The organism is Arthrobacter sp. P1_A5 (assembly GCF_056406825.1).
On record NZ_JBFTZL010000026.1, the window covers coordinates 1 to 22,929 of the forward strand.

Consider the following 22,929-nt stretch of genomic DNA (forward strand, 5'->3'; position numbering starts at 1 on the left):
GCGCAGCTTGGCGTACCGGTGGCTGCGGCGAGCATCGGCACGCAGCTTCAGGTCCTGCTCCCAGGCGAGGCCGCGGCCCTGCTGGTGGGAGCGCTTGTCACCATAGCCGCGAGCGCAGTCGCCGGGTCACGGGCGGCGAGGACTTTCGCGGTCCCGGCAAATGCTGGCGGCAAGTCCGGAAATTCCGGCAGCGCCGTCGAGCAGGGCGATCCGGGGGGTCCGACGGCCTGACAGTCCGAATGTCTACATGCCCGGACCAAAGCCGAGCCGGCGGCGAAGGTTCGGATCGTCATTCTCCAACGGATGTGAATTGCAGCTCCGGCCTCCGCTTTGCCATCTCTGCCAGGACCCGGGAGACGGCATCCCGGACAGCCGTGCCGTCGGCGTCGAACATGCCGCCCGGTTCGCCGAGCACCGCGTTGGCGTGCCGGACGAACCTGTCCCAGTCCCCCGCGCCCGCGCGCAGCGCCAGCAACGGCGAGAGAAGCGCGGCCCGGCGCAGCCAGGCATCGGGCTCGCGCACCCACCGGTCCAGCACGCTGTCGGCCCGCACCCTGGCCAGAACATCGAGTCCGTCCACCAGGGGTCCGACGACGTCGACGGCGAGCGGATCCACAAGGTCCCGCACCCGCGCCTGCCGGATGAAGCCCTCCAGCCGGGTGAGGTCGGAGTTGGTCAGCAGCTTCACGTTGGCCTGGAGCAGGACCACGGCGGCCAGCCGGCGCTCGAAAACCGGCGCAGGCCCCCGGCCGGAGCCTCCGGGCCCGGAGCCCCACAGTTCGGAACTCAGCAAAGTGACCTCATCGCGGGACAGCCCGGGATAGCGGCGGCCGGCATCCCGGACCGTGCCGCGCACGGCGCCCACGGACGTGCCGTAGAACCGGAGGCCGCTGCCCGCCGGCTCCGTTTCCAGCCGCGTCTGAAGCTGCTCAGCGCGGCGCCAGGAAGCTTCGCGCTGCAGCGAGAGGTCGATGAATTCGCCGGCATCACTCACCTGCCCATTCTTTCCCCTCGCGGCTCCCGGCGGAAACGCGGTGCCAAGCCGTCCTGGGCGGCGGGCCCGGACCATCTGCCTAGACTGAACTGGCAAGCCTCCGATCGAAAGCGGTTTACGCAACCATGCACACCAAGCTGACACTCGCCATCGCACTTTCCGCCATGACGCTGGGGGTGGCAGGGTGCGCCGCCCCTGCGCCATCTACCGCACCGTCGCCTGAGTCACCTGCGGCATCCGCGGCGCCGGCCCCTGATTTTGCTTTAGACATCACGGGGGCGCCCGGCCGGATCACCCAGGCCGGCCTCACGGTGCTGACGGCGGAGGGCAACGTGGACCACTATCACGCACATCTGGACGTGCTGAAGGAAGGCAAGCCCATCGCGGTGCCGGCAAATATCGGCATCACCGCCGGAGCTGACCACAGGGCCAACGGCATCTCAGCACTGCACACCCACGACACCACGGGCGTGGTCCACATCGAGTCACCCACCGCCGGCCAGGCCTTCACCCTCGGGCAGCTCCTGACGGAGTGGGGCGTCCTCGGTGGCACCGGCGCCCCCGGCACCGGTGGGGGTTCGCTGGATGGCTGGACCGTTTACGTGAACGGCCGGAGGTTCGACGCCGGGATCCGGGACCTCCCGTTCAAGGCGCACGACGAGATCGTCTTGTCCTACGGCACCGCGCCGGCGACGATCCACGCTTCCTACGATTTCCCGCCCGGAGAGTGAGGTGACCGGAGAGTGAGGTGGCCGGAGAGTGAGGTGGCCGGAGGCGACGGCGGGCGGCATGCCCGTACCTGCGACGCCACGGGCCCGGTGGCAGACTCAGCCCGTCAGCTCGCCCCGTTTGTCGAGAAGGTACTGGCCTCGACGGGTGCCAGGAAAGTTAATCTTGTGGGCCACAGCCAGGGCGGCATGATGCCGCGCTACTACCTCGGATTCCTTGGAGGCGCGGACAAGGTGAACCACCTTGTGGGCATCGCCCCGTCCAACCACGGAACCCGCGGGCTCATCACGCCGACACCGGACGCCGTTCCGCCGGCCACCTCAGTGGGAGGGTCGAATTGCCAGGCCTGCGCCGACCAGCAGGCTGGTTCTCCGTTCCTCACCGAGCTCAACTCCATTGGCGACACGGTTCCCGGTCCGGCCTACACGGTGATCTCCACAACGCACGACGAGGTAGTGACGCCCTACCCCAGCCAGTTCCTCGCCGGCCCGGCCCAGCAGGTCACCAATATCACCATCCAGGACAAGTGCCCGGCAGACGTGATTGACCATGACCAGGCGCCCAACGACCCCGTCACCCAGCGTCTCGTGTCCGACGCTCTTCGTCAGCCGGCCGGCCGCCCGGGCAACCCGGCATATCAGCCCAGCTGCGTGTAGCGCGGCACCCCGGGCGGAGGCGGCGTGCGGAACGTCATGCATCCGGGAGGTTTGCGGGCCGAGGTAACGGTCCGGTAACGTTGGCCGCTGGCCGCGAGGCCCGGCCCGAATGCAGGGCCCCGGACCGCCCCTTTGCAGGGCCCCGTTGCGCCGTTCGGCGTCTGCTCGCCCCTGCCTTGCGGCAGGGGCCGGATGAAACTTCCCGCATTATCCGCCGCCCTGGCAGCGTCGGTTGTGCGTGCCAGCCACGAAAGCCCGGAGGGGTCCGTTGTTCAATAAAACACCGCTGTTCAATAAATCAACGTTCAAAGATGCACGGCCGAAGGCACGCTCCACGGCACCACAGCTGAACAAAGTAGCGATTGCTCTGAGCCTGGGCGCACTGTCCCTGACCGGCTGCAGCGCCGGACCCGCGACGGGCGCCGCAGCAGTTTCACCGGCCACCGGGGCCGCGCATTCCGCTGCGGACTCCACGTCCTCGGCGGCAACCCAGGCCGCGCATCCTGCCGCGAAGGCCACGGCCCCGGTGGCCGCAGCGCCGAAGCCGGCGGTCCCCTCGGCCCCCAAGCCTGCCACCGGTACCGCCGGCCCACCTGCGGCTCCCGGAGCCGATGCGGCTTCCGGAGCCCTTGGGGCACCTGCACGGGCCGCCGCGCCTGTTGCTCCGGCAGCTGGCGCCCAAGCGGCAGCCGCTCCGGCGCCGACGGCGGTAACGGCGCCCGTCGCTGCCCAGGCCGCCGTCGCCGCGACCGGCGACGGTTCCCAGGCCGCCACGGCACGGGGCTGGGGTGCGGTTGTCGCGGGCGACGAGTTCTCCAAGGCCGGCGCCCCCGACTCCACCAAGTGGAGCGTCTTCAAGGGATCCGGACATGCCGGCAACGGTGTCAGGAGCCCGCAGGCCTGGTCGGTTGCCAATGGCGTGGCCACGGTCAGCGGCGACTCGGCCGGCACCACGGGCGGCATGTCGGCCAAATTTGCCCAGCAGAAATACGGCAAGTGGGAGACGCGCATGCGGACCAACGCCCGGGACCCGGAGTACCACCCCGTGCTGATCCTGTGGCCCAACAACAACACCTCCCCCAACTGTGCCGAGATCGACTACGCCGAGGGCAGCACCAACACCGCACAGATCAAGTTCTTCCTGCACTATGCCTGCGGCGGCTCGAACTTCCAGACCACTGCGGCCAAGACGATCGACACGACGCAATGGCACAACTATGCAGTCGAGTGGACCCCGGCCGGCATCACCGGTTACATCGACGGCGTGAAGACCTTCTCCGACACGAACCCCGCGCACCTGCCCTCCGTGGGCATGCACCAGACACTGCAGCTGGACTGGTTCCCCGACGGGTCGGCCACCAAGCCTTCACAGATGCAGGTCGACTGGGTCCGCGTCTACAAGTAGGACCGGCAAATCGTCAGGCAGCCCCGCGCCGTATTGCGGCGCGGGGCTGCCTTGGTGTTGGCCGAGGACGCGCCGCTACAGGCGGCAGGACTCAAACCCCTTGAAGTTCCCGGGCGGCTACCGCTGAGACCAGCATTGACCCGGCCGCCGTCACGGCGTCGATCACCGGAACCCMGAGCCGGCGGCGGAGCACGTCCGCCATGCCGATGCTGCTCAGGCCCGTGCTGGCCTGGACGATCATGTCGGCGCCGGCGTCAACCAGCATGTGGGCCGCGGCGAGGGCGTCGAAAATCCCGGCAGGCATGAGGAACGCGTCGGGTGTTTCGATCCTTCCCTGCCCGTCAATGAGCAGCATGCGTTCGCCCAGTGCATCCGAGATCGGGCCCGGTACGTGTGCGCCGAGACCCAAAACTCCAATCCGGCCGCCGAAGGTCAGAGCCGCGGCCGCGGCTGCGGAGCCCGCCCCGATGACCGGGATATCCACGGCTGCCCGGGTGGCGGCCAGCCCGGGGTCGGAGGCGCAGCTGATAATCAGGGCGTCAGCATCCCCCGCCATGACCCTCGCCAGCCGGACAACCTTGGGGGCCGCAGATTCGAGCGACGCCTGGTCGTAGACGCCGGACGGCTGGTCCGGAATACAGCGGGATGTGACGGTAAATCCGAATGCTTCCTGGAGGAGTTTCCCGTGGGCGTGGAGCAGGCGTCGGTCCGACGTCGTCATCACCCGGATCAGTCCAACACGCATGGCGTACTACCTTTCGAACGGATTCGTTGGTTCGAGGCTACCCGGCGAGTATTTCCGCGTCTTTTCGGGCAGATGACCAACACAAGCGCTGCAGCGGATACGCCCCGTGGCGCCGGCCGCCGTTAGCATTCCGCGGGCAGCGGCACGGCGCCTTGTGCATGAAACTTGGCGAAAACTTCGCTTCCGTGTGGGGTTGGCGGCCCGGCGTCGTTGTACGTTTGTCACGGTGGCCCGTCTTAGGACCCGGGTACAGTACCCGGGGATTGGGGGAAGGCGGCAGGCCGGTTCCGGACTCAGCCGGAACGATGACCAAAGGAACAGCCATGTCGGTGGAGCCGTCGTCCACTCCAGGACGCCTCGAAGAACAGGATCCCGAGAACCTGGTATCCGGTGCGGAACATGCCGCATCTGCCGCCGGAATCCGACATCAGGCCGCCAGAATCATTGACGCCGTCCTCGACGACAGCGCCCCGGAACAAGCCCGCGCACGGGAACTGCTGCGCCAGCAGCTGGCTGCCCATCCCGGACATCCGGAACGGGCCCTGCTGGAGCACCTTGCGGCGTTGAAGGCATTGGACGGGCACCGCGAAGGGGCGTCGGAGGCTGGCGGCCCGTTCCGGCCGGAATTTGCCTCGGGCGAGTAAGCGCAACGCTTACTTGTAAACGCGGATCCAGTCGACCTGCATCTGGCTGGGTTTGGTGGGCGTCCCGTTGGGAAACCAGTCCAGTTGCACCGTTTGGTGCATGCCTACCGTGGGCTGATGCGTCGGGTTCGTGTCCACAAACCACAAGGACCCATCGAGGTATCCGGTAATTCCGGCGGGGGTCCACTCGACTGCATAGTTGTGCCATTGCGTCGTGTCGATCGTCTTGGCCGCGGTGGTCTGGAAGTTCGGGCCACCGCAGGCGTAGTGCAGGAAGAACTTGATTTGGGCGGTGTTAACGCTCCCCTCTGCGTAGTCAATCTCGGCGCACGTGGACGAGATGTTGTTGTTCGGCCACAGGATCAGGACAGGGTGATATTGCRGATCCCGCTGTCCAATTTTCATCCTGGCCTCCCAGCGGCCGTACCGCTGCTGGGCAAACCTGGCGGACATGCCGCCAGTGGTGCCCGCGGCGTCGCCGCTGACAGTCAAGACCCCGCCGCCTACACCCAGCGCATCCGGACTCCGGATCCCCTTGCCCGCGTGCCCAGGGCCCGCGTAGACAGTCCATTTCGCGGGGTCAGGCGGCCCTGCATAATTAAATTCGTCGCCCGCCACCACCGGTCCCCAGCCGTGGCCGACGGCGGCCTGCGTCCCGTCGGAGACGGCGGCCTGCGTCCCGGGGGTCACGGCGGCCGCACGGTCTATCGCCGGCGCCCGCTCCCTGGACGCTGGTGCGGCACCACACCCGGCAAGGGCCAAGGCGCCTGCAGCGCCCAACGCCGCGGTCCTGCGGTTTGCGAACATCGCGTCTCCATCCGGTCGGGAGGTGTCTCCGGCGGCCCCGCCCTTACACGTAATTGCCAAACCAGGCGAGCGTGTCGTTCCATGCGGCCGTGGCCTGCTCCTGGTTGTAGCGCGGCCCGGTGTCATTGTGGAAGGCGTGGTCCACGCCGGGATAGATCTTGAGCTCGTTCCGGACATCAGTTTTGGCCAAGGCATCCCGGAGCGCCGGCATGGCGCCGGTGATCCGCTGGTCAAGTTCGGCGTAGACGCCGAAGACGGCCGCCTTGATGGCCGGGACCTTGTCCAGGTCAGGCGCGGGTCCGTAGAACGCCGAGGTCGCCAACAGGCCCGGGATCGCCGTCGCCGACTGCCACGTGATGCCGCCACCGAAGCAGAAGCCGTTCATGGCGATCCGCCCGTGATCAACGAAGTCCTGGGCGTTCAGGTAGTCAAAGCCGGCCGTGAAGTCGGAAACGTGACGCTGCGCCCCGGCCTGGGTCAGTGCTCCCGGGACAGCGTCCGGATCCATACCTGCGGTACCGCCTTCCCTGCTCAGCAGGTCCAGGGCCAGTGCGGCGTATCCGGCTTTGGCGAAGCGGCGCGCCACATCCTGGATATGCGGTGTCAGCCCGCGGTTCTCGTGGCAGACCAGCACGGCCGGCCCGGCGGCCCCATGGTCGGGCCGTGCGAGATAGCCGCTGATGTCGGTGCCGCCCGAGGCGAATTGCACGGTCGCCGTCGTGAGTCCGGCCGCGCCCTCCGGGACCGACAACGGGCTCTTGGCCCCCGGCACCGCGCCCGCGGACGCGGTGCCGGACCCCGGCGCGGACGAAGTCGGCGTCGGCATGGGGTCGGTACTGCGGGGAACCTCCTCGGGCGTGCAGCCCACCAAGAGCATCGCTGCCGAGGCCGCCGCCATGCTGCCGGTGATGAACGCCAYCCGGCGCGTGAACGTGTGCTGGCTCATGGCGCCGGAGCGGTAGTCGTCGAAGAATTCCTCAATCAGGTACTTCTCAAACTTGCCAAGCTGGGTCATGGCGGGCCTCCTCAGTGTGCCGATCATCCTCCTCCGAAGTCAGATGTCCGGCAAGGGGCCTGCACAGGCCGGCCCGACGGCGCCACTTGCCAACAATGACGACGACGCCTCGACGCAGCCCCGGCACGAGGCCACAACGGTCAAACGCGCGCGCAGCCKTCTCCCAGCCGCCTGAGGCCAGCCATTTCAGTCCTCGGGTTCCGGGGGCCGGGCAGGCCGGCGCCCCGACAGCGTCTGGACTGCCTCTGCGATGCCCTCATCCCCTCGTTCGATCTCTTGCATGTAGAGTCTTCCGCTCGTAATGAGGCCGTCCTCGATCTCGAAGATCGTCACCCCGCGCATGTCGAAGGGCCGCCCATCAGTCCGGGTGCCGGCCCAGGTCCATTCACTCCACGTGGTATTACCGTCGTCCACGGAGCGGAGCACTTCTGCGTGAAAATCGGGAACGCCAGCGAACATCGCTGCCCAGTTCGCGTGCATCTGCGCCCGTCCCACAAATGCCCTGCCCGGGTGGACCGGCTGCACGCTTTGGTACGACTCATGGAACAACGCGGCCGCTGCCTCAAGGTCGTGGTCATTGAACGCAGCAAGCAGGCGTTGGATATATTGGCTGACGTGATCACTCCTCGGTGTGGCGGAGCTCGTGCTCTGTTTCATGCACAGCCCCATTAACGGGCCCCCACTAGGGCCGGGATCCGRCCAGCCCGCATCGTCAATCTACGCCTCCGCCGTCGGCCGGTTCCAGACCGACTAGGTCTGGCCGCACAGGTCCGGACCGATCGGGCCCAGACCGGTGAGGTCCAGGCGCCAATCGGTCCGGGAATTCCTGAACTGACGCGGGCACCGCTAGCCAGTAACCTTGTAGGTGCTCGAATTCCATGTCAGGCGGCCGCGTTGAAAGTCCGAGGCCCGGCCGACAGAAACGGCATACTCGTCCCGGGTCGGATAGCCCAGCCGGCTCCTCTCCCAGCCGAGGGAGGCCCACCTCGCCCGGATCGCACCCAGCACATAGTGCGCCCCTGACTTCGGCGACCAGAAAATCGAGTTTCCACCTCCGCCGGAAAAGTGCTGGTACTGCCCCACGCCATCAGCGGCGCCCCTCTCGTCTGTGGTCGGGTAGCCCAGGCCCGTCTCCCAGCCCACGGCCGCCCACTTGGCCCGGATCGCACCGAGCACATAGTGCGCCCCGGTCTTCGGCGACCAGAAAATCGAGTTTCCACCTCCGCCGGAAAAGTGCTGGTACCTCCCCACGCCGTCAGAGGAGCCTCTTTCGTCTGTGGTCGGATAACCCAGGCCCGTCTCCGCGCCCACTGCCGCCCACTTGGCCCGGATCGCACCTACAATTGCGTGTGCCTGGGTCGATTTCGACCAGTAAATCGAGGACCCGCCCGAACCGGAAAAGTCGCTGTACCGCCCCACCCCGTCCGGACTGCGCTTCTCATCCGTGATCGGATAGCCCAGGGCCCCTGTCTCCGCGCCCAGCGCCGTCCATTTGGCCCGGATCGCACCGAGGACAAAGTGGGCCCCGGTCGTCGGGGTCCAGTAAATCGAGGACCCGCCCGCCCCGGAGAAGTGGTTGTACCTTCCCACTCCGTCCGTCGAGCCCTTCTCGTCGGTCGTCGGGAAGCCGAGCACGCCCGCGGCAGCGCCCGCAGCCTTGTAGCGTTTGTAAACCTCTCCACGTACCGAATGTGCCCCGGTCGCCGGGGACCAGCAGATCACACCCTTCACATAGTCCTGGCACTTCCCTCCGGCAACGGGATACTCCAAAGTCAGCGACCGGCCAAGGTTCGACCGCGGGTCGCCCGCACCGATTTTCCACGCGTAGGCGGCGATGGGGTCGTCGGTGCCCTTCCCGGTGAGCATCACCTTCAACGCACCCTGGCCGTCGTCCGCCGTGATCAGGTAGTAGGTTTCCGAAGTTCCCGCCTGCCCAAAGGCCGTCGGCGTGAAAGTTACGCTCTGGAAGGCGGATTCGCCCGCAGGAATCTTCAATCCCTCGGCAATGGGGGTGGTAGTTGAAAAGACCCCCAACGGCGCTTTCGCCTTGGTGATCGTCATGGGTACGTTACCGGTGTTGGTGATCTGGAATGCCCTGGTGGCGGAGGTCCCCACGGGGACGTCACCAAAGTCCAGAGTGCGTGGCATCTGCAGGTGCGCCGCGCCCGAGACGGCGGTCGCGGTCACCTTCACGGTTACCGACCCGCGGTCACTGGTGACGACGAGCGTGTCGGTCACGGGACTCGTTGACGTGGGACTGAACGTCATGGACACTGCCACCGACGCGAGGGGCTGGATGGTCTGCCCCACGCCCGGCACCGTGGCGGGGTCGACGCGGAGCTGTGCGTTGGCCGGCAGCGTGACCCCGGTGATCCTGGCGACGGTTGTGCCGGTGTTGACGATGTTGACGGTCTGCCGGCTGATCGTTTTTGTCGGGACGTCGGTGAACTGCACCGTGGCCGGAGTCGCGCCCAGGCCCTCCTTCGTGCCGACGCCGTGGACGCCGAGGAGGTCGGTTTCGCCGTCGGCCGTTTTGACCGTCAGGGTGCCGTCCGCCTGGCCTGGAACGGTCGGCGAGAAGCTCACGGGTACCGTCATGCTTGCGCCCTTGGCCAGGTTCCGGGGCAGCGTGAGCGTGGTTCCGATCTTGAACGGGGCGCTTGTTGTGATGGAGCTCACCGTTACCGCCCGTGACGCGGTGATCGTCACGTTCCCGGTCACGGTCTTCCCCACCGCGACGTTGCCGAGGTCGGTGTTCTTTGCCCCTACCGCTGATGTTGTCGGGGCGCCGAAACCCAAGACCTGCCCGTCCCGGGTGCCCACGTAGACGCGGCCCTTATCRGTGGCCACCGCGGAGAACTTGGCCCCTATGCCCAGGGGGGCGCTGAACACTTCCTTGAGGTTCCCGGTGTTGTCCGGTATCGCGCGGTAGGCGCGCAGTTCGGCGCCGGCTCCGGTGCCTCCGCTGACATAAACCACCCAGACCAGGGCGGAGGACCCGTCCTTGCCGGAGGATGTCACCACCGGCGAACCGGAGCTGAACCCGAACGTGCCGGCGGAGGTCCCGACGGCGGCGAGGCTGACCCCGCCCGAAGCGCCTGGGACGATCTTGAAGGCGCGAAGGTACCCGTTGTTTTCGACGACATAGAGGTAGCCACCGTTGCTTGTCCCGAGAAACGCGGGCTTTCCCCACACTCCGCTGTACGGACCGGCCTTGTCCAGGACGGCGTCGGTTCCGCCAGGCCCCTGCGCCATGCCGCCCAGGTTGTCCCGGTCCAGAAGGTACATGTGGCCGTCTTTGCCGATTTGGGCCATCAGGTGCGGGTGCGCTGCGGTGCCATAGCCGTCCGGGATCCCGACGGGAGCGCCGGACCCCAGATCGGCGTCGTTGCGGTTCAGTTTCGCGTTGTCGGCCGGGCTGAAGAAGTCGGTGGCTTTCAGGTTGCCGTCACTGCCGACCCGGAGCCGGACCACCGCCTCCGCCAAGGTGGTGGGCGGCTTCGATCCCGGGCCAGGATTGGGTGAAATTCCGTTTCCCGTGGTGAACAGGATTTGACCGGGACCGTCGGACACGAGTCCTCCGCCGGATTGCCAGATCCCACCCTCCGCATTGGCGTTGCCGGATTCGGTCGCCCACATTGTGGTCTGCCGGCCCGCGGTAGATACGCCGACGACGTAGCCGACGAAGGGCGTGTAGTCGCAATGGCTGGCAAATCCCGCATACACGACCCCGTTCATGAGCAGCAGCCCGGGGCGCTGCATCGCGGTCATGGCATTGAACGGGCGGCTGGGGTCGTTCGTCGGCGCGCCATCGATGACGACGGGGAAGCCGGGCTTCTCCACCCCGGTGGCCACATCGAGGGAATGCATGTACCAGTGCGGGAGCTGGGCCGTCGCCCCGTCGTTGGCCTTCGACAGCAGGAAGACACTCTTCGTAGCCGGGTCGTAAACGGGGGTGGACGTGATTCCGATGTTGGGCGTGAGGTCACTGCAGCGCACCGTCGACGCCGGCCACGACGGTCCGAGTTTGCGCGACCACTTGGCCGCACCCGTCGCGCTGTCCAGACCGTAGACGGCATTGTTTTCCGTCGCGGCAATCACGGTCGTGCCAACCACGAGAGGCTGGGCGTAGACCTGCCCGTCCACTTTTGCGGAGAACAGTTTGCCGAAATTTGAGGATGCGACAGCCGACGGCGAGAGTCCGGCCTCGTCCTGGTCCCATCCGGTCCTCAACGAATCGTGGGCGATGGTCCCCACGTCCGCGACGGCGGTCCCACCGACGGACAGCCCGGCGAGGGCGAGCGTCGCCGTCAGCAGGGACGCCCACGCGCCGCGGGACCACCCGCGTCGTCGGGGCTCAGTGGCGTGGATCCCGGCCGCCTGCTGCCGCCGGAGATGCGGTGCCCCACCCATATGTCCACCGCGCAGTCGGCCTTTTTGGAATTGGCCGGACGACACCCAAGATTCTGTTTGATCATGCATGGCTGAGACCCGTTTCTGACCACTACATTGACTTTATTAACCCAGTACTTTGGAGCCTAGAAGCGGGGTGTGATGAGCGCGCGAGTGGAGGCTACTCGACTTTTCGACGGCGATTCCCGTTTTCTTCCGAGTGCTACTTGCACCGTCGGCGGGCGCGCCCGAGTGACTACTTGCCGGGCCGCGGAATCGCCCCAGCATTCCGGCCCGGGCCGCGGAATCGCCCCAGCATTCCGGCCCGGGCCGCGGACTGCCCCGGCGTCGCGTTAGGCTCCCCCCATGTCGCCCGATCGATTCCTTGCCGAACTGGCCCACTCCCTGGACCACCTCGGCACGCTCGCCCGGCAGCCGCGGGGCACGCTTGCCGGCGCCGTTCCGGCGTGCCCCGCCTGGACGCTCGAGCAGCTCTTCGGGCATCTCGGCTCAATCGAGAGGTGGGCAGCCGGGGTGGTCCGGACGGGCAGCTTTGTCCAGGAACCTGCACCGCCGGCCGAGGGCGCCGCGGCCTGGTTTCTGGCGGGCACCGCACCCTTCCTCGAGACAATGACGGGCCTTGATCCCGAGAGCGAATGCTGGACCTTTGGCCCGCCGCCGCGCACCGCCCGGTTCTGGCTTCGGCGACAGGCCCACGAACATGCCATCCACCTGGTCGACGCCTGCCAGGCGCTTGGCCTGGAGATCCCCGCGCTGGCCGACAACTTCATGCTCGACGGTGTCGACGAGGTCCTGGCGATGTTCGCGCCGCGGCAGCTGCGGCTGGACCGGATGGCGCCCCCGGACAAAGCTGTGACCTTCCAGGTGCCAGGGGCCGCCAGCTGGACACTGGGACCTGGTGCCGCCGTGGCCTTGATTTCCGCCCCAGTGCCGGTCATGTATCTGGGTCTTTGGGGTCGATCCAACCTGGCAGAGAACGCCGTCATTGAAGGTGACGCCGCCGCGGCCCTGCGTGTGCTTCGGGGTCCGCTCACACCGTGAGTTCCGGCATCGGGATTAGGATACGAACACGTCCCGCGAAGCCGTGGACGCTCCACGAGCCGCACGATGCTTTCGTGACCGCATGGTCGAAGGGAACCCAAACGCATGTCAGAGCAGGCCACACCCGGCACCGCAGGTCTCTCCACGCCCCGGGCCAGATGGGGAATTCTCGGCACCGGGTTCATCGCCGGGCTGCAAACGCCGGACCTGATCGACAACGGCTCGGTGGTCCAGGCCGTCGGCTCCAGGACCATGGCATCCGCGACCGAGTTCGCGGCCCGGTTTCAGATCCCCACGTCCCATGGAAGCTACGCGGACCTCGTGGCCGACCCGGACGTCGACGTTGTCTACGTTTCGACGCCGCACCCGTTCCACCACGAGAATGCGCTGTTGGCCCTTGACGCCGGTAAACACGTGCTGATCGAAAAGCCCTTCGCCATGAACGCCTGGCAGGCCCATGAGATCGTGGAGCTCGCCGAGACGAAAGGGCTGATCGCCCTTGAGGCCATGTGGACCCGCTACCTTCCGCACATGGTCCGCATCCGTGAGCTGATTCGGTCCGGCGCCCTGGGCGAGGTCCGCACAGTGATCGCTGACCACAACCAGAATCTGCCCAAGGATCCGACGCACCGCCTCAACGACCCGGCGCTGGGCGGCGGAGCGCTCCTGGACCTTGGCATCTACCCCGTCTCCTTCGCCTTCGACGTCTTCGGGGCGCCGACCGGGATTCGGGCAGCGGCCAGCATGACTGAAACCGGAGTTGACCGGCAGACCGCGATGATCTTCGAATACGGTGGCGGGCAGCAGGCCGTGCTGCACTGCGCGCTGGACACGGCAGGACCAAACCAGGCCTCGATCATCGGAACCGAAGGCCGGATCGAGATCCCGTCAGTCTGGTACACGCCGTCGGCCTTCACCAGATACGACGCCGACGGAAACGTCGTCGAGCGATTCGATGAACCCGTCACCGGCCGCGGCATGCAATACCAGGCGCAGGAAATGGAGCGGCTCATTGCGGCCGGCTCCATGGCCACCGACATCCTGCCGCCCCGGCAGAGCGTTCAGGTCATGGAGGCCATGGACGAAGTTCGGCGCCAGATCGGCCTCGCGTACGCCAGCGACGACAAGGACCACGGGCGCGCCTAGTACCGGTGCTGGGGCGGCCCCAGTTTCCATGAGAGGCACCGCCGCCGCTCACCCTCTCCCGATCAGCCCGGCCACGCGATCGAGTTCTTCATCCAGATTGTAGAAATGTACCGCCAGCCGGATTCTGCCCTCCCGGACCGATGCCACCACGTTGGCCTGGCGGAACCGCGCCAGGACCGCCTCGGTGTCTGTCACCGGCACGGAGAAGATCGTGGAGCGGTGCTGCTCGGCGAACGGCCTGAACGCGGAACCCTGCGCCGCCAGGGCATCCTGAAGACGCAGGGTGAGCCGGGCGTTGCGATCGAGCAGGGCCCCGATGCCGAACCTGCGGAAGATGCCGAGCGCCKCCTGCTCGGCCAGGGCTGGAAACCAGGCCAAGGAGGCGTCGAGCTTCGAGGCCGTGGGTGAGAGGTCCATGGCCGGTCCGTAGAAGCTCTCGGCCGGGTTGCGCGCGGCCTTCCAGCCGGGACCGACGGGCTGGATCCGGTYAAGCAGCCCGCTGCGGACATAGAGGTAGCCCATGCCCCTGGAGCCGAGCAGGAACTTGTGGCTCGCGGCGGCCAGGAAATCCACGCCGTCGCGCACGACATCCAGGGGCACCGCGCCCGCGGCCTGGCAGGCGTCGACGAAGAACCAGGCGCCGGAGCGGGCCGCAACCTGGCTGAGTGCGGCCAGGTCCGCCCGGTAGCCGTTGGCCGAATGGACGGCACTCACTGCGATGAGACGGGTGCCGCCGTCGGCCGCCTGGCCAAATTCCTTGGCCGTCATGACGTCACCGCCCGGTGCCACGGCCCGGACCTCGTAGCCGCGGTTGCGGAGCAGGAGCCAGGGGTAATAGTTCGAGGCGAATTCGTTCCCTGCAACCACGACGTTCTCGCCGCGCTTCGCCGGCGGCAGGTTGGCGGCCACTATCCCGGCGGCTGTGCTCACGGCCGGGACGATCGCGATCTCCCCCGCCGTTGCCCCGACGATCTCCGCGAATATGGTGCGTGCCTCCTCCCCTGCCCGCTCGGCATCCATCCAGTCGAACCTGCCGGCGGACCAGCGCGCGACGGCCAGTTCGTAGGCCTCGCGGGCGGGTGCACAGCCGACGTTCATCGAGGCGGTGTTGAGATAGATGGTCTCCTGCAGGCCCGGGAAGAGTCCGCGAATATCGGCCGCCTGCATGGCAGGGACCTCCTAGCCGTGCCCGCGCGCGGAGTCCAGGCCCTTTGCGTAGGCCGCCTGCCCCACGTGCTGGAGGCAGTCGGCAACCGTGCTGACCAGCCGCACCCCGAGGGTGACCGGCGGGTCCCAGCGGGTATCGACGATCCGGTCGAAGTCGTCGTCGCCGAGGTTCTCCAGGAAGTTCACGGTCTGCCGGTGGACGGCTTCGTAGTATTCGAGCAACAGTTCCGGCGGTGCCTGCACCGCGTCCACTTGGCCGCTCGTATGGCCGTAGCCGGTGTCCCGTTTGGAGAGCGGCAGGCCGAAGCGGGCGGCAAACCCCTCGGAGGTCCACACCTGGTCCAGGCCCGCGGCGGAGGCGACTTGCGCGTCCTCGACCCTGCTGAGGTGCCAGATGAGCCAGGCCATCGAATTCCCGTTGCCTCCGGGCCGTCGGAGCAGGGTGGCATCATCAACCCCGGCCAGGGCCGCGTCCACCGTCTCACGGATCCGGCCGAAGGCATCCAGCAGCAGTTCATTGGATTTCATCGCGTCCCCTCCCTGTGCATGATCGGAGTGCTGTGCATGATCGGTGATCCCCATGCTTGCATGGAGGCCGCACCGGCGGATAGGGCCGGGCATCGCCGTGCCAACCGCGCACGCGGAGACGGTGCCGGGGGGGCAACACGGCCACGCGCAGTTCCGCAGTCCGCCAGGTCTTGGCAGCGGCGACCCCCGCGCCTACCCTTACGGATTATGAGCAACTTGTTGCCTGTAGCGCAGCCGGTTCGGGCGACGTCCAGTCGCTGGGAACGCCGGGACAAGTTCCATCTCGCCGGCATCACCGGCTTCGTCTTCCTGCTCAATGTGGTCGGCTGGAGTGTGCTGACCCTGGCCGTGGCTCCGCAGAACTTCGCGCTGGGCCGCTCCGGCGTGTACGGGGTGGGGCTGGGCGTTACCGCCTTTCTGCTGGGGGTGCGGCACGCGTTCGACGCCGACCACATCGCCGTCATCGACAACACCACCCGCAAGCTGGTCGGCGAGGGAAAGGCCGCGCTGGGGGTGGGCTTCTGGTTCTCGCTGGGCCACTCCACCGTGGTGTTCGGCGCGGCGCTGCTCCTGGCCCTCGGCGCGAGGGCCATGGCCGGCACCGTGCAGGACGGGGACTCGGCGCTGATGCAGACGCTTGGACTGGTGGGAAGCGTCGTGGCTGGAACGTTCCTGATCCTGATCGGCCTGATGAACCTCGTCTCGGTGGTCGGCATCGCCCGGGTGTTCCGCGGAATGCGGACCGGGGAACTGGACGAGGCTGAGCTTGAGCACCAGCTCAACAACCGGGGCTTCCTGGCAAGGCTCCTCGGCGGAACCATCCGGCGGATCACCAAGCCATGGCACATCTATCCCGTCGGTCTGCTGATGGGCCTGGGATTCGACACTGCCTCCCAGGTAGCCCTGCTCGTGCTCGCCGCCGGTTCCGCGGCCTTCTCCCTGCCCTGGTACGCCATCCTGGTCCTGCCGGTGCTGTTCGCCTCCGGAATGAGCATTTTCGACACCGCCGACGGCGTGTTCATGTCGAGGGCTTATGGGTGGGCGTTCCTGAAGCCGGTCCGCAAGGTCTTCTACAACCTCACAGTCACGGTGCTCTCGGTGATTGTGGCCCTGGTGGTCGGTGTCACCGTGCTGCTTGGGCTCGTGGCGGACAAGTTGGGACTCGAATCGGGGCCGGCGGTCGCCATCGGTTCGCTGGACCTCGAAAACGTCGGGTACATCATCGTCGGCCTCTTCGTCATCATCTGGCTGATCGCGCTCGCCGTCTGGAAATTTGGCCGGATCGAGCAGCGCTGGAGCCACGCCGGCACCAGCTGAGCCGATGCTGGCACAACGTAGGTCAGCAGCTGGGCGAGTCGAACTCGTAGGCCCCCGAATCGGCAGCGGCCGTCCCGTTGCAGTCCCCGTCCTGGGGCACGGGACTTCCGGCGAGGTCGACGGCGGACAGGCTCGTTCCGGCGCGGTCGATGGCCGGGCCGGTGCCGGGAGGCCCACCGCCAACCAGCCGGCCGTGAGGATCAGGGGCTTACGGCTGCGCGGGCAGAATTGATTCTCATGGCGTGTGGGCGGGGGTTGTAAAAAGCTTGGGCATGATCAACCAGAGCTTTATCTCAAACAGCGCTGTATAATTTATTTTGGTCAACAAAAGTGCCTGACCGGACCGGTCCCAGCGCGGAGACGTCGCACCGCCTACCTCAGTTCCTTCGTTCTGGAGTCTTGCCATGATGCCGCGCCCTACCCGCCCAGCCCTGGACAATCCGCCCCGCAGGCGTCGGTGGAGGCGGGGCCTGCGCATGGCGGGGGTGGTGGCGCTGAGCGTTGCCGGCTTGCTCGCCGCCTCGACGTCGGCCAATATCATCCTGGAACAGATCGAAAAGTCCCACACGGTCGCATACGGCGAAAAGGTTCACCTCATTGAGGGAACCATCAATGTCATCCGCACCGGCGAGACCGGGCCGACGGTCGTGCTGCTCAGTGGACTCGGGACCCCTGCCCCGGGGCTCGATTTTGCCCCCTTGGTCCGGGAAATGCGCGGCTTCCGAACAGTGATTGTTGAGGGATTCGGCTACGGCTTAAGCGACAYGACTGCCCGGCCAAGGACCGTAGAAAACATCGCCGAAGAACTTCATGAAGTGCTGTCAAAGCTCGGCATCAGGGCGCCCTACACTCTCATGGGCCACTCGATCGCCGGCTTTTCCACGCTGTACTACGCGAACAAGTATCCAGCGGAGGTGTCCGCCGTTATCGGCATCGACCCCACCGTCCCGGCCAGCAGGATGTCTACGGGCGGAACCACCGACCACGCCGAGGTGCCTGCAGCGGACTACTGGTGGGCGCATGCACCCTCGACCACAGGCCTGGTCCGCTGGGCCACGGCGCTGGGTTTTGGAGAACCCGGCGGCGGCAGCTTCACGGCAGCTGAACGCCAACAAATGCGTCAGATAGCGAGCTGGAACTTCGGCAACCCGGCAGTCACTGATGAAACTCTCCGGATGGGCGAGAATGCCGCCAAGCTCCAGGATCTCCGCTACCCCGACGCCCTTCCGGTGCTCTACTTCCTGTCACAGGACACGATGAACCAGCAGCCGGACTGGTACGGCGCGCACGAACGGCAGCTGGCCAACGTACGGCGCCACGAGCAGGTGGTCCTTGGGGGCGAGCACTACCTGCACTGGACGCAGTCCAAGGCCATGGCAACGAAGATCGCCGAGTTCCTGCGCCACGGCGGCACCCAGTAGATCTAGTGGAGAGATTTATCGGTCGGCAGGTCCGGCGGGACCAGGAGGGCCCGGATCGTTGACGGAAGGATCTTTGCCGCCGCCACCTCATCCAGTCGTTCCGCCCGGATTTCGGCCGCCGCGCTGTGGAGGATGGCGTAGAAGCAGGCGGCCTGCCACGTGAGGGAATGATCAGTACGGAAGATCCCCTCACTCCTGCCCTTTTCCAGTACCGACATCACCCGGGCCAGCGGCTTGTCGTGGTGAGCCCTGATTTGGTCGGCTGAGAGGTATGGTTCGGCCGCCGCCAAAAGCGCGTTGAATTGATGGAGGACCTGCCAGGATGACTGGACGATCTCCTGCAGGGAGTTCCAGGTGTCTTGCTCGATGTCTACAGCGGCGAGTTCGGCCTCGGCGCGGTCCATGGCTCTCTCGAACACGGCGCCAACCAGGTCCTTCCGGTCTGCGAAGTGCCCGTAGAGGGTCACCCTGCCCACCCCCGCAACCCGAGCAATTTCAGCCATGCTTGCCCCGGGATTGTCACTGAGGCGTGTCAACGCGGCGTCAATGATGGCGTCTTTGTTCCGGACGGCGTCCGCCCGCTTGGTGCGTTCTTTCTGCACTTCCGGCACCGGCACCCCAGCCCCTTCGACTACTCAAACAATGATGTTCAGGTTACCAGCGAGAACACTTCAGCGGCCCGGACCATCCGGTTCGGGTGAGGTGCCGGCCGGCGGAGCGGTCCTATGGTCAGGGCATGGGACTATTGCGGCACCGGCATGACGAACCCATGGGCGAGCGGTTTCAGATGCGCGAGAAACTGCTGTCGATCGGGGACGACTTCTGGATCGAAGACAGCCACGGCCAACGCGCCTACAAGGTCAACGGCAAGGCGGTCCGAATCCGGGACACGTTCGTTTTGGAGGACGCCTCGGGAAACGAGGTGGCGCGCATCCAGGAGCGCAAGCTCTCGGTCCGGGACAAGGTGGCCATCGAACGCGGCGGCGACACCGCCGCGACGGTTCACAAGGCCCTGGTAGGGCTCCGGGACCGCTTCTCGATCGACGTTCAAGGCGGCCCCGACATGAAGGCACACGGCAACATCGTCGACCACGAGTACGAGATCGAGCGCGACGGCCATACGGTCGCCACGATCTCCAAGAAGTGGTTCCGCGTGCGCGAGTCCTACGGCGTCGAAATCGCGGGCGGCGAGGACGTCCCGCTCCTCCTGGCGATCACCGTCGCCATCGACTCCTTGACCTAGCCTGTCCAGGCACCATGTCGCCCAGGAAAAGCACCGGATCCCTAGTAGCCGCGACCCTGTGGAGGCTGTTCGGCTTCCTGACGGCGAGCGCGGTTTGCGGCGTCCTGGCCGCCAGCCTTCTGGTCCCCACGGTGGCCGCGACCGGCGTCGCCGTCAGCGACTCGATCAAATTGTTCAACAGCCTCCCCTCGGAACTGACAGTTGATCCGCCGTCGGAATCGACCAGGGTGCTCACCGCCGACGGGAAACCGATCGCCACCTTCTATGCTGAAAACCGCGTGAAGGTCCGGCTCGACCAGATGTCCCCGTACATCAAGGACGCGATCGTCGCGATCGAGGACCGCCGCTTCTACGAACATGCCGGCATTGACCCCCAGGGGATTCTCCGGGCGCTGGTGTCCAACCTGACCGACGGCGGCAGGCAGGGTGCCTCCACCCTGACCCAGCAGTACGTCACCAACGTGCTCAACGAATCCCTCGTGTCGGCGGACAAGGGCGACCAGATTGTCCTCAACGGGCAAAAGAGCATGGCCGACAAGATCCGCGAGATGAAGCTCGCCGTCGAACTGGAAAAGAAATACACCAAGGATCAGATCCTGGAGGGGTACCTGAACATCGTGTTTTTCGCCCGTGACGCCTACGGCATCGAAGCCGCGTCCCGCTACTTCTTCAACACCACTGCCAAGGATCTCACCCTGCCGCAGGCTGCCCTGCTGGCAGGCCTCGTGAACAGCCCCAGTTTCTACAATCCTGACGTCCATCCGGAAAGCGCCGTCCAGCGGCGCAACCAGGTTCTCGCCAAGATGCTCAGCTATGGCGCCATCACCCAAGCGCAGCACGATGCGGCCGTGGCCGCCCCGGTGGATCTCAAGATCACCCCCGGGAGGCAGGGGTGCGCCGGCGCGGAAATGGCACCGTACTTCTGCGACTACGTTTCCCACCTCATTCTCAACAACCCGGCCTACGGCGCGGATATTGGCGAACGCGAGCGGAAGCTGTTCCGCGGCGGCCTGACCATCACCACCACCCTGGACAGCCGGCTCCAATTGGCCGCGCAGGCGCAGGTCGATGCCACGGCCGGGGCGAACCCGGACAAATGGGGCGCCGCGATGGTCTCCATCGCACCCGGCACCGGCAAGATCCTGGCGATGGCGCAAAACACCGTGTTTCTCCCGGCACCTGGCAAATTCGACACGCAACTGAACTTCAACGTCGATTCCAAGGACGCCAACGGCAACGATCTCAACGGCGCCGGCGGATTCCAGCCCGGTTCCACCATGAAACCGTTCACGTTTGCCGAATGGCTCAACGAGGGCAAATCCCTGACCGCCATGGTGGACGCCTCCAGGCGGTCCTATCCCCTCGGGTTTCCATGGAGGTCCAGCTGCGGCAGGGTGCTCGGCGCCTACAGCACCAGCCAAAAACAGCTCGGCGCCGCGGATGACCTGCAGAACAACGACCCCGGGTACTACCGCAGGATGCCCGTCAACTACGGTCTCTACAACTCCATCAACACCGCCACCTTCGCCGAGGCCACTCAGCTAGATTTCTGCGGCATCCAGAAGATGGTGGACGCCGCAGGGATCCACAGCGGCGTGGACAACGCCCGGGTGAACATGCACCAGCTGGGCAACCTGCTGGGCGCCATCGGCGTGGCGCCGCTCCATCTGGCCAACGCGTTTGCCACCTTCGCCAACGACGGAAACTACTGCGCACCGATTGCCATTTCGGCAGTGAACGACGCGGGGGGACAGAAACTGCCGGCCGAGACCAGCGCCTGTCACAGGGCGATCAAGCCCGAGGTCGCCCGCGGCGTGAACGCCGTGCTGCAGGACGTGCTGAAACGCGGGTCCGGCGTTTACATCAAGCCCAAGGTCCAGGAGCGGTTCCCGGTCGCGGCCAAGACGGGCACGTCCAATACCAATGGCGCCACCTGGGTGGTGGGCTACACAAGCGGCCTCGCGACGGCTTCCTTCTTCGGCGACGCCTTAGAGGGCCAGAAGCGGCCCGGGCAGAACATCACCGTCAACGGCAAGTTCTACAAGGCCATTGACGGGTACATGCTCGCCGGCCCGCAGTGGGCGAACTACATGCTGCAGGTCGCCGGGTACTACCCCACCGCCCCCTTCCCGGCGCCGCCGGAGTCCATGACCCGGACGCCCTCCGCGAGCCGCACGCCCCCTACGACCCGCACGCCGTGCTTCCCCGGTTTTAATAGCGCGTTGTGTCGCTGACACTGGCCCGAAATGCTCTGGATCCAATGCCGCGCTCTATGCCAACAGGGGCCGGAGCCTCTATCCTCTTGCCATGGGAGACGGGGCCAATTTCCGGCGAGGGGAATCGCGCCACCGCGCGCGGGTGGCTCATGAATCCCGATAGCGCCCAGCCTCACGACAACTACGACGCGTTCCTGTCGAGGCTGGACGCCGCCACCAGCAGCCTGAGCACCCGGGCCGCGTCGCTGGACAAAGCACTGGCAGCCGTYTCCCTCCTCTTGGGACCATCTGAGTCCGCCGTTCGGAAATGGGAACGACGGCGCCATTACGTCGGTGAGCAGCTCGCCGTTCACTCGGGGACCCCGCAGTCCTACACCGCGCTGTGCGAGCTCCACGTCGTGGCAGGAAAGATGGAAGCAATGCTCCGGGGCCGTGTCCAGCGTGTCACCGAGAAGCTGGCGGTCATGCAAGGGCGTCGTGAGGCCATCGACAAGTCATTGCTGGAGCTTGAGCTGAGCAGAATTAAGCTGACGTCGTCCCGGATGCTGTCACAGGACCGCGAAAAGTTGAGCAGCATCTTTTCCGAAATCGCCGGCTCCACCGCCGCCAAAGGAGCCATTCTCGATATGGGGTTACTGGGCGATCTCAAGGAAGCACGCGAGGCAATCATCCTGGCCGAAGCGCTCATGGAAGTGAAGGGGTACTAATCATGGAAATTTCACGGCGCGATCAGCCCCGGAAGGACATCGTCGCCCTCGTTCGCTGGTCAAAGAAACCGGGCGAAAACCCCGTCTTCAAGTTCGTCATGTCGAGTATTTTGGGGCTGATCGTGTGCCTGTTCCTGATGATCTTTCTGCCCTTCCTCAGAAGTTTCGGTGCCCTGGTTTTGTTCACCCTCTTCTTCGCCGCGCTTCTGACGGTGCGCACGGTCATGGCCCAGCAGCGCTTCATGCGGGGGCTGACCAAGAGGATCAATGACACCCTCGCAGAGGTCACGAGCAGCCCGGGTGACCAATTGTCGGTCAGGCAATTCCGGCACATGACCAAGACCGGCGAGCAGCTTCCGCTCCTTGTCAGCGGCGTACCCGGGCTGAACCTGCATGTGGCCCGGGCGTCAACGCTGGAGAAACATGCCCCCGAGAAATGGGTTGCGGTCTTCACGGTTGTGCCTCCGGAGAACGGAACCGCCAGCTTCGACCGCCTGGTGGCGGCAGCAGTCAACGCCGGCCCCGGTACCACCAGCGCGAAAGCGTCCTAGCGGCGGGAGCCTGCCGCCGGTTGCTCCAAATCATTCAGCGCCCGCTGGGGGCTGCCTCCTCGGTTACGCAGAACGGGCAAGCGGGACGTTCTGCCCTATCCTCTGGGCCCCATACGCCCAACAGTGAGGACATGACGACCACGTCGGGTCGCCGGCTGTCTCTGCTCAAGAACTTGTGGGTTGC

General features: G+C 66.3%; 21 protein-coding genes and 1 pseudogene. 13 read left to right on the forward strand and 9 right to left on the reverse strand.

All coding sequences use genetic code 11. The annotated features are described in order from the left end of the window. Positions 1-231, forward strand: a pseudogene (locus AC1D1S_RS06700) (cation:proton antiporter); the annotation flags it as partial. A gap of 58 nt (positions 232-289) precedes the next feature. On the opposite strand, the gene AC1D1S_RS06705 reads toward AC1D1S_RS06700, so the two are convergent. Further along, positions 290-994 (reverse strand): DNA alkylation repair protein, encoded by a 705-nt coding sequence (locus tag AC1D1S_RS06705; protein WP_476994047.1) that lies wholly within the window; start codon positions 992-994, stop codon positions 290-292. Positions 995-1,119: 125 nt separating this feature from the next. Here AC1D1S_RS06705 and AC1D1S_RS06710 point away from each other — a divergent pair, with 125 nt between their 5' ends. From AC1D1S_RS06710 to AC1D1S_RS06720, 3 genes are all read left to right on the forward strand, one after another. Further along, entirely contained in the window at positions 1,120-1,725 is a 606-nt protein-coding gene (locus tag AC1D1S_RS06710) for a hypothetical protein (RefSeq protein ID WP_476994048.1), read from the forward strand. 12 nt (positions 1,726-1,737) lie between these two features. Then, positions 1,738-2,379, forward strand: coding sequence for a lipase family alpha/beta hydrolase (locus AC1D1S_RS06715; protein ID WP_476994049.1), 642 nt, complete (start codon positions 1,738-1,740; stop codon positions 2,377-2,379). Positions 2,380-2,647: 268 nt separating this feature from the next. Next, positions 2,648-3,784 (forward strand): glycoside hydrolase family 16 protein, encoded by a 1,137-nt coding sequence (locus tag AC1D1S_RS06720; protein ID WP_476994050.1) that lies wholly within the window; start codon positions 2,648-2,650, stop codon positions 3,782-3,784. 91 nt (positions 3,785-3,875) lie between these two features. On the opposite strand, the gene AC1D1S_RS06725 is transcribed toward AC1D1S_RS06720, so the two are convergent. Then, a complete protein-coding gene (locus AC1D1S_RS06725) occupies positions 3,876-4,529 on the reverse strand; it encodes an aspartate/glutamate racemase family protein (protein ID WP_476994051.1) in 654 nt (217 codons plus the stop codon). Positions 4,530-4,834: 305 nt separating this feature from the next. On the opposite strand from AC1D1S_RS06725, the gene AC1D1S_RS06730 reads away from it, so the two are divergent. Then, positions 4,835-5,173: a hypothetical protein gene (locus AC1D1S_RS06730; protein WP_243177296.1), complete on the forward strand. Its 339-nt coding sequence runs from the start codon at positions 4,835-4,837 to the stop codon at positions 5,171-5,173. 9 nt (positions 5,174-5,182) lie between these two features. Here AC1D1S_RS06730 and AC1D1S_RS06735 read toward each other — a convergent pair whose 3' ends face one another. The 4 genes from AC1D1S_RS06735 to AC1D1S_RS06750 form a co-directional block, all read right to left on the reverse strand. Next, a complete protein-coding gene (locus AC1D1S_RS06735) occupies positions 5,183-5,980 on the reverse strand; it encodes a glycoside hydrolase family 16 protein (protein WP_476994052.1) in 798 nt (265 codons plus the stop codon). A gap of 43 nt (positions 5,981-6,023) precedes the next feature. Beyond that, positions 6,024-6,995, reverse strand: a complete 972-nt coding sequence (locus AC1D1S_RS06740; protein ID WP_476994053.1) for a dienelactone hydrolase family protein — start codon at positions 6,993-6,995, stop codon at positions 6,024-6,026. A 186-nt stretch (positions 6,996-7,181) separates the two neighbouring features. Then, entirely contained in the window at positions 7,182-7,652 is a 471-nt protein-coding gene (locus AC1D1S_RS06745; RefSeq protein ID WP_476943462.1) for a nuclear transport factor 2 family protein, read from the reverse strand. Between the two features lie 189 nt (positions 7,653-7,841). Further along, entirely contained in the window at positions 7,842-11,408 is a 3,567-nt protein-coding gene (locus AC1D1S_RS06750) for a choice-of-anchor D domain-containing protein (RefSeq protein ID WP_476945299.1), read from the reverse strand. A 345-nt stretch (positions 11,409-11,753) separates the two neighbouring features. On the opposite strand from AC1D1S_RS06750, the gene AC1D1S_RS06755 reads away from it, so the two are divergent. Together AC1D1S_RS06755 and AC1D1S_RS06760 are read left to right on the forward strand one after the other, a co-directional pair. Continuing rightward, on the forward strand, positions 11,754-12,449 hold the full coding sequence (locus AC1D1S_RS06755) for a maleylpyruvate isomerase family mycothiol-dependent enzyme (RefSeq protein ID WP_243177291.1): 696 nt from the start codon (positions 11,754-11,756) through the stop codon (positions 12,447-12,449). A 105-nt stretch (positions 12,450-12,554) separates the two neighbouring features. After that, positions 12,555-13,595 (forward strand): Gfo/Idh/MocA family protein, encoded by a 1,041-nt coding sequence (locus AC1D1S_RS06760; RefSeq protein ID WP_476945298.1) that lies wholly within the window; start codon positions 12,555-12,557, stop codon positions 13,593-13,595. A gap of 48 nt (positions 13,596-13,643) precedes the next feature. Here AC1D1S_RS06760 and AC1D1S_RS06765 read toward each other — a convergent pair whose 3' ends face one another. Further along, positions 13,644-14,762 (reverse strand): aminotransferase class V-fold PLP-dependent enzyme, encoded by a 1,119-nt coding sequence (locus AC1D1S_RS06765; RefSeq protein ID WP_476994054.1) that lies wholly within the window; start codon positions 14,760-14,762, stop codon positions 13,644-13,646. A 12-nt stretch (positions 14,763-14,774) separates the two neighbouring features. Next, on the reverse strand, positions 14,775-15,290 hold the full coding sequence (locus AC1D1S_RS06770) for a mycothiol transferase (RefSeq protein WP_476994055.1): 516 nt from the start codon (positions 15,288-15,290) through the stop codon (positions 14,775-14,777). Between the two features lie 207 nt (positions 15,291-15,497). Between AC1D1S_RS06770 and nicT the strand changes: the two genes are divergently transcribed. Together nicT and AC1D1S_RS06780 are read left to right on the forward strand one after the other, a co-directional pair. Further along, on the forward strand, positions 15,498-16,607 hold the full coding sequence (gene nicT / locus AC1D1S_RS06775; RefSeq protein ID WP_476994056.1) for a Nickel transporter NicT: 1,110 nt from the start codon (positions 15,498-15,500) through the stop codon (positions 16,605-16,607). A gap of 488 nt (positions 16,608-17,095) precedes the next feature. Next, positions 17,096-18,028 (forward strand): alpha/beta fold hydrolase, encoded by a 933-nt coding sequence (locus AC1D1S_RS06780; protein WP_476994057.1) that lies wholly within the window; start codon positions 17,096-17,098, stop codon positions 18,026-18,028. A 2-nt stretch (positions 18,029-18,030) separates the two neighbouring features. Here AC1D1S_RS06780 and AC1D1S_RS06785 read toward each other — a convergent pair whose 3' ends face one another. Further along, positions 18,031-18,531 carry a TetR/AcrR family transcriptional regulator gene (locus AC1D1S_RS06785; RefSeq protein WP_476994058.1) on the reverse strand — a complete coding sequence of 167 codons (501 nt, stop codon included), beginning with the start codon at positions 18,529-18,531 and terminating at the stop codon, positions 18,031-18,033. A 233-nt stretch (positions 18,532-18,764) separates the two neighbouring features. Here AC1D1S_RS06785 and AC1D1S_RS06790 point away from each other — a divergent pair, with 233 nt between their 5' ends. The 4 genes from AC1D1S_RS06790 (at position 18,765) to AC1D1S_RS06805 (ending at position 22,745) form a co-directional block, all read left to right on the forward strand. After that, on the forward strand, positions 18,765-19,271 hold the full coding sequence (locus tag AC1D1S_RS06790) for an LURP-one-related/scramblase family protein (RefSeq protein ID WP_476994059.1): 507 nt from the start codon (positions 18,765-18,767) through the stop codon (positions 19,269-19,271). A 14-nt stretch (positions 19,272-19,285) separates the two neighbouring features. After that, a complete protein-coding gene (locus AC1D1S_RS06795; RefSeq protein ID WP_476994060.1) occupies positions 19,286-21,505 on the forward strand; it encodes a transglycosylase domain-containing protein in 2,220 nt (739 codons plus the stop codon). 131 nt (positions 21,506-21,636) lie between these two features. Next, a complete protein-coding gene (locus tag AC1D1S_RS06800; protein WP_476994061.1) occupies positions 21,637-22,194 on the forward strand; it encodes a hypothetical protein in 558 nt (185 codons plus the stop codon). Between the two features lie 2 nt (positions 22,195-22,196). Beyond that, complete coding sequence (locus AC1D1S_RS06805) at positions 22,197-22,745, forward strand: hypothetical protein (protein ID WP_476944646.1); 549 nt, start codon at positions 22,197-22,199, stop codon at positions 22,743-22,745. Positions 22,746-22,929 lie beyond the last annotated feature (184 nt).

Coding starts and splice junctions, on each gene's coding strand:
- AC1D1S_RS06710 (WP_476994048.1), top strand. CDS start 1,120: ATGCACACCAAGCTGACACTCGCCATCGCACTTTCCGCCATGACGCTG.
- AC1D1S_RS06730 (WP_243177296.1), top strand. CDS start 4,835: ATGACCAAAGGAACAGCCATGTCGGTGGAGCCGTCGTCCACTCCAGGA.
- AC1D1S_RS06745 (WP_476943462.1), bottom strand. CDS start 7,652: ATGAAACAGAGCACGAGCTCCGCCACACCGAGGAGTGATCACGTCAGC.
- AC1D1S_RS06755 (WP_243177291.1), top strand. CDS start 11,754: ATGTCGCCCGATCGATTCCTTGCCGAACTGGCCCACTCCCTGGACCAC.
- AC1D1S_RS06760 (WP_476945298.1), top strand. CDS start 12,555: ATGTCAGAGCAGGCCACACCCGGCACCGCAGGTCTCTCCACGCCCCGG.
- AC1D1S_RS06770 (WP_476994055.1), bottom strand. CDS start 15,290: ATGAAATCCAATGAACTGCTGCTGGATGCCTTCGGCCGGATCCGTGAG.
- nicT (WP_476994056.1), top strand. CDS start 15,498: ATGAGCAACTTGTTGCCTGTAGCGCAGCCGGTTCGGGCGACGTCCAGT.
- AC1D1S_RS06785 (WP_476994058.1), bottom strand. CDS start 18,531: ATGGCTGAAATTGCTCGGGTTGCGGGGGTGGGCAGGGTGACCCTCTAC.
- AC1D1S_RS06790 (WP_476994059.1), top strand. CDS start 18,765: ATGGGACTATTGCGGCACCGGCATGACGAACCCATGGGCGAGCGGTTT.
- AC1D1S_RS06795 (WP_476994060.1), top strand. CDS start 19,286: ATGTCGCCCAGGAAAAGCACCGGATCCCTAGTAGCCGCGACCCTGTGG.
- AC1D1S_RS06805 (WP_476944646.1), top strand. CDS start 22,197: ATGGAAATTTCACGGCGCGATCAGCCCCGGAAGGACATCGTCGCCCTC.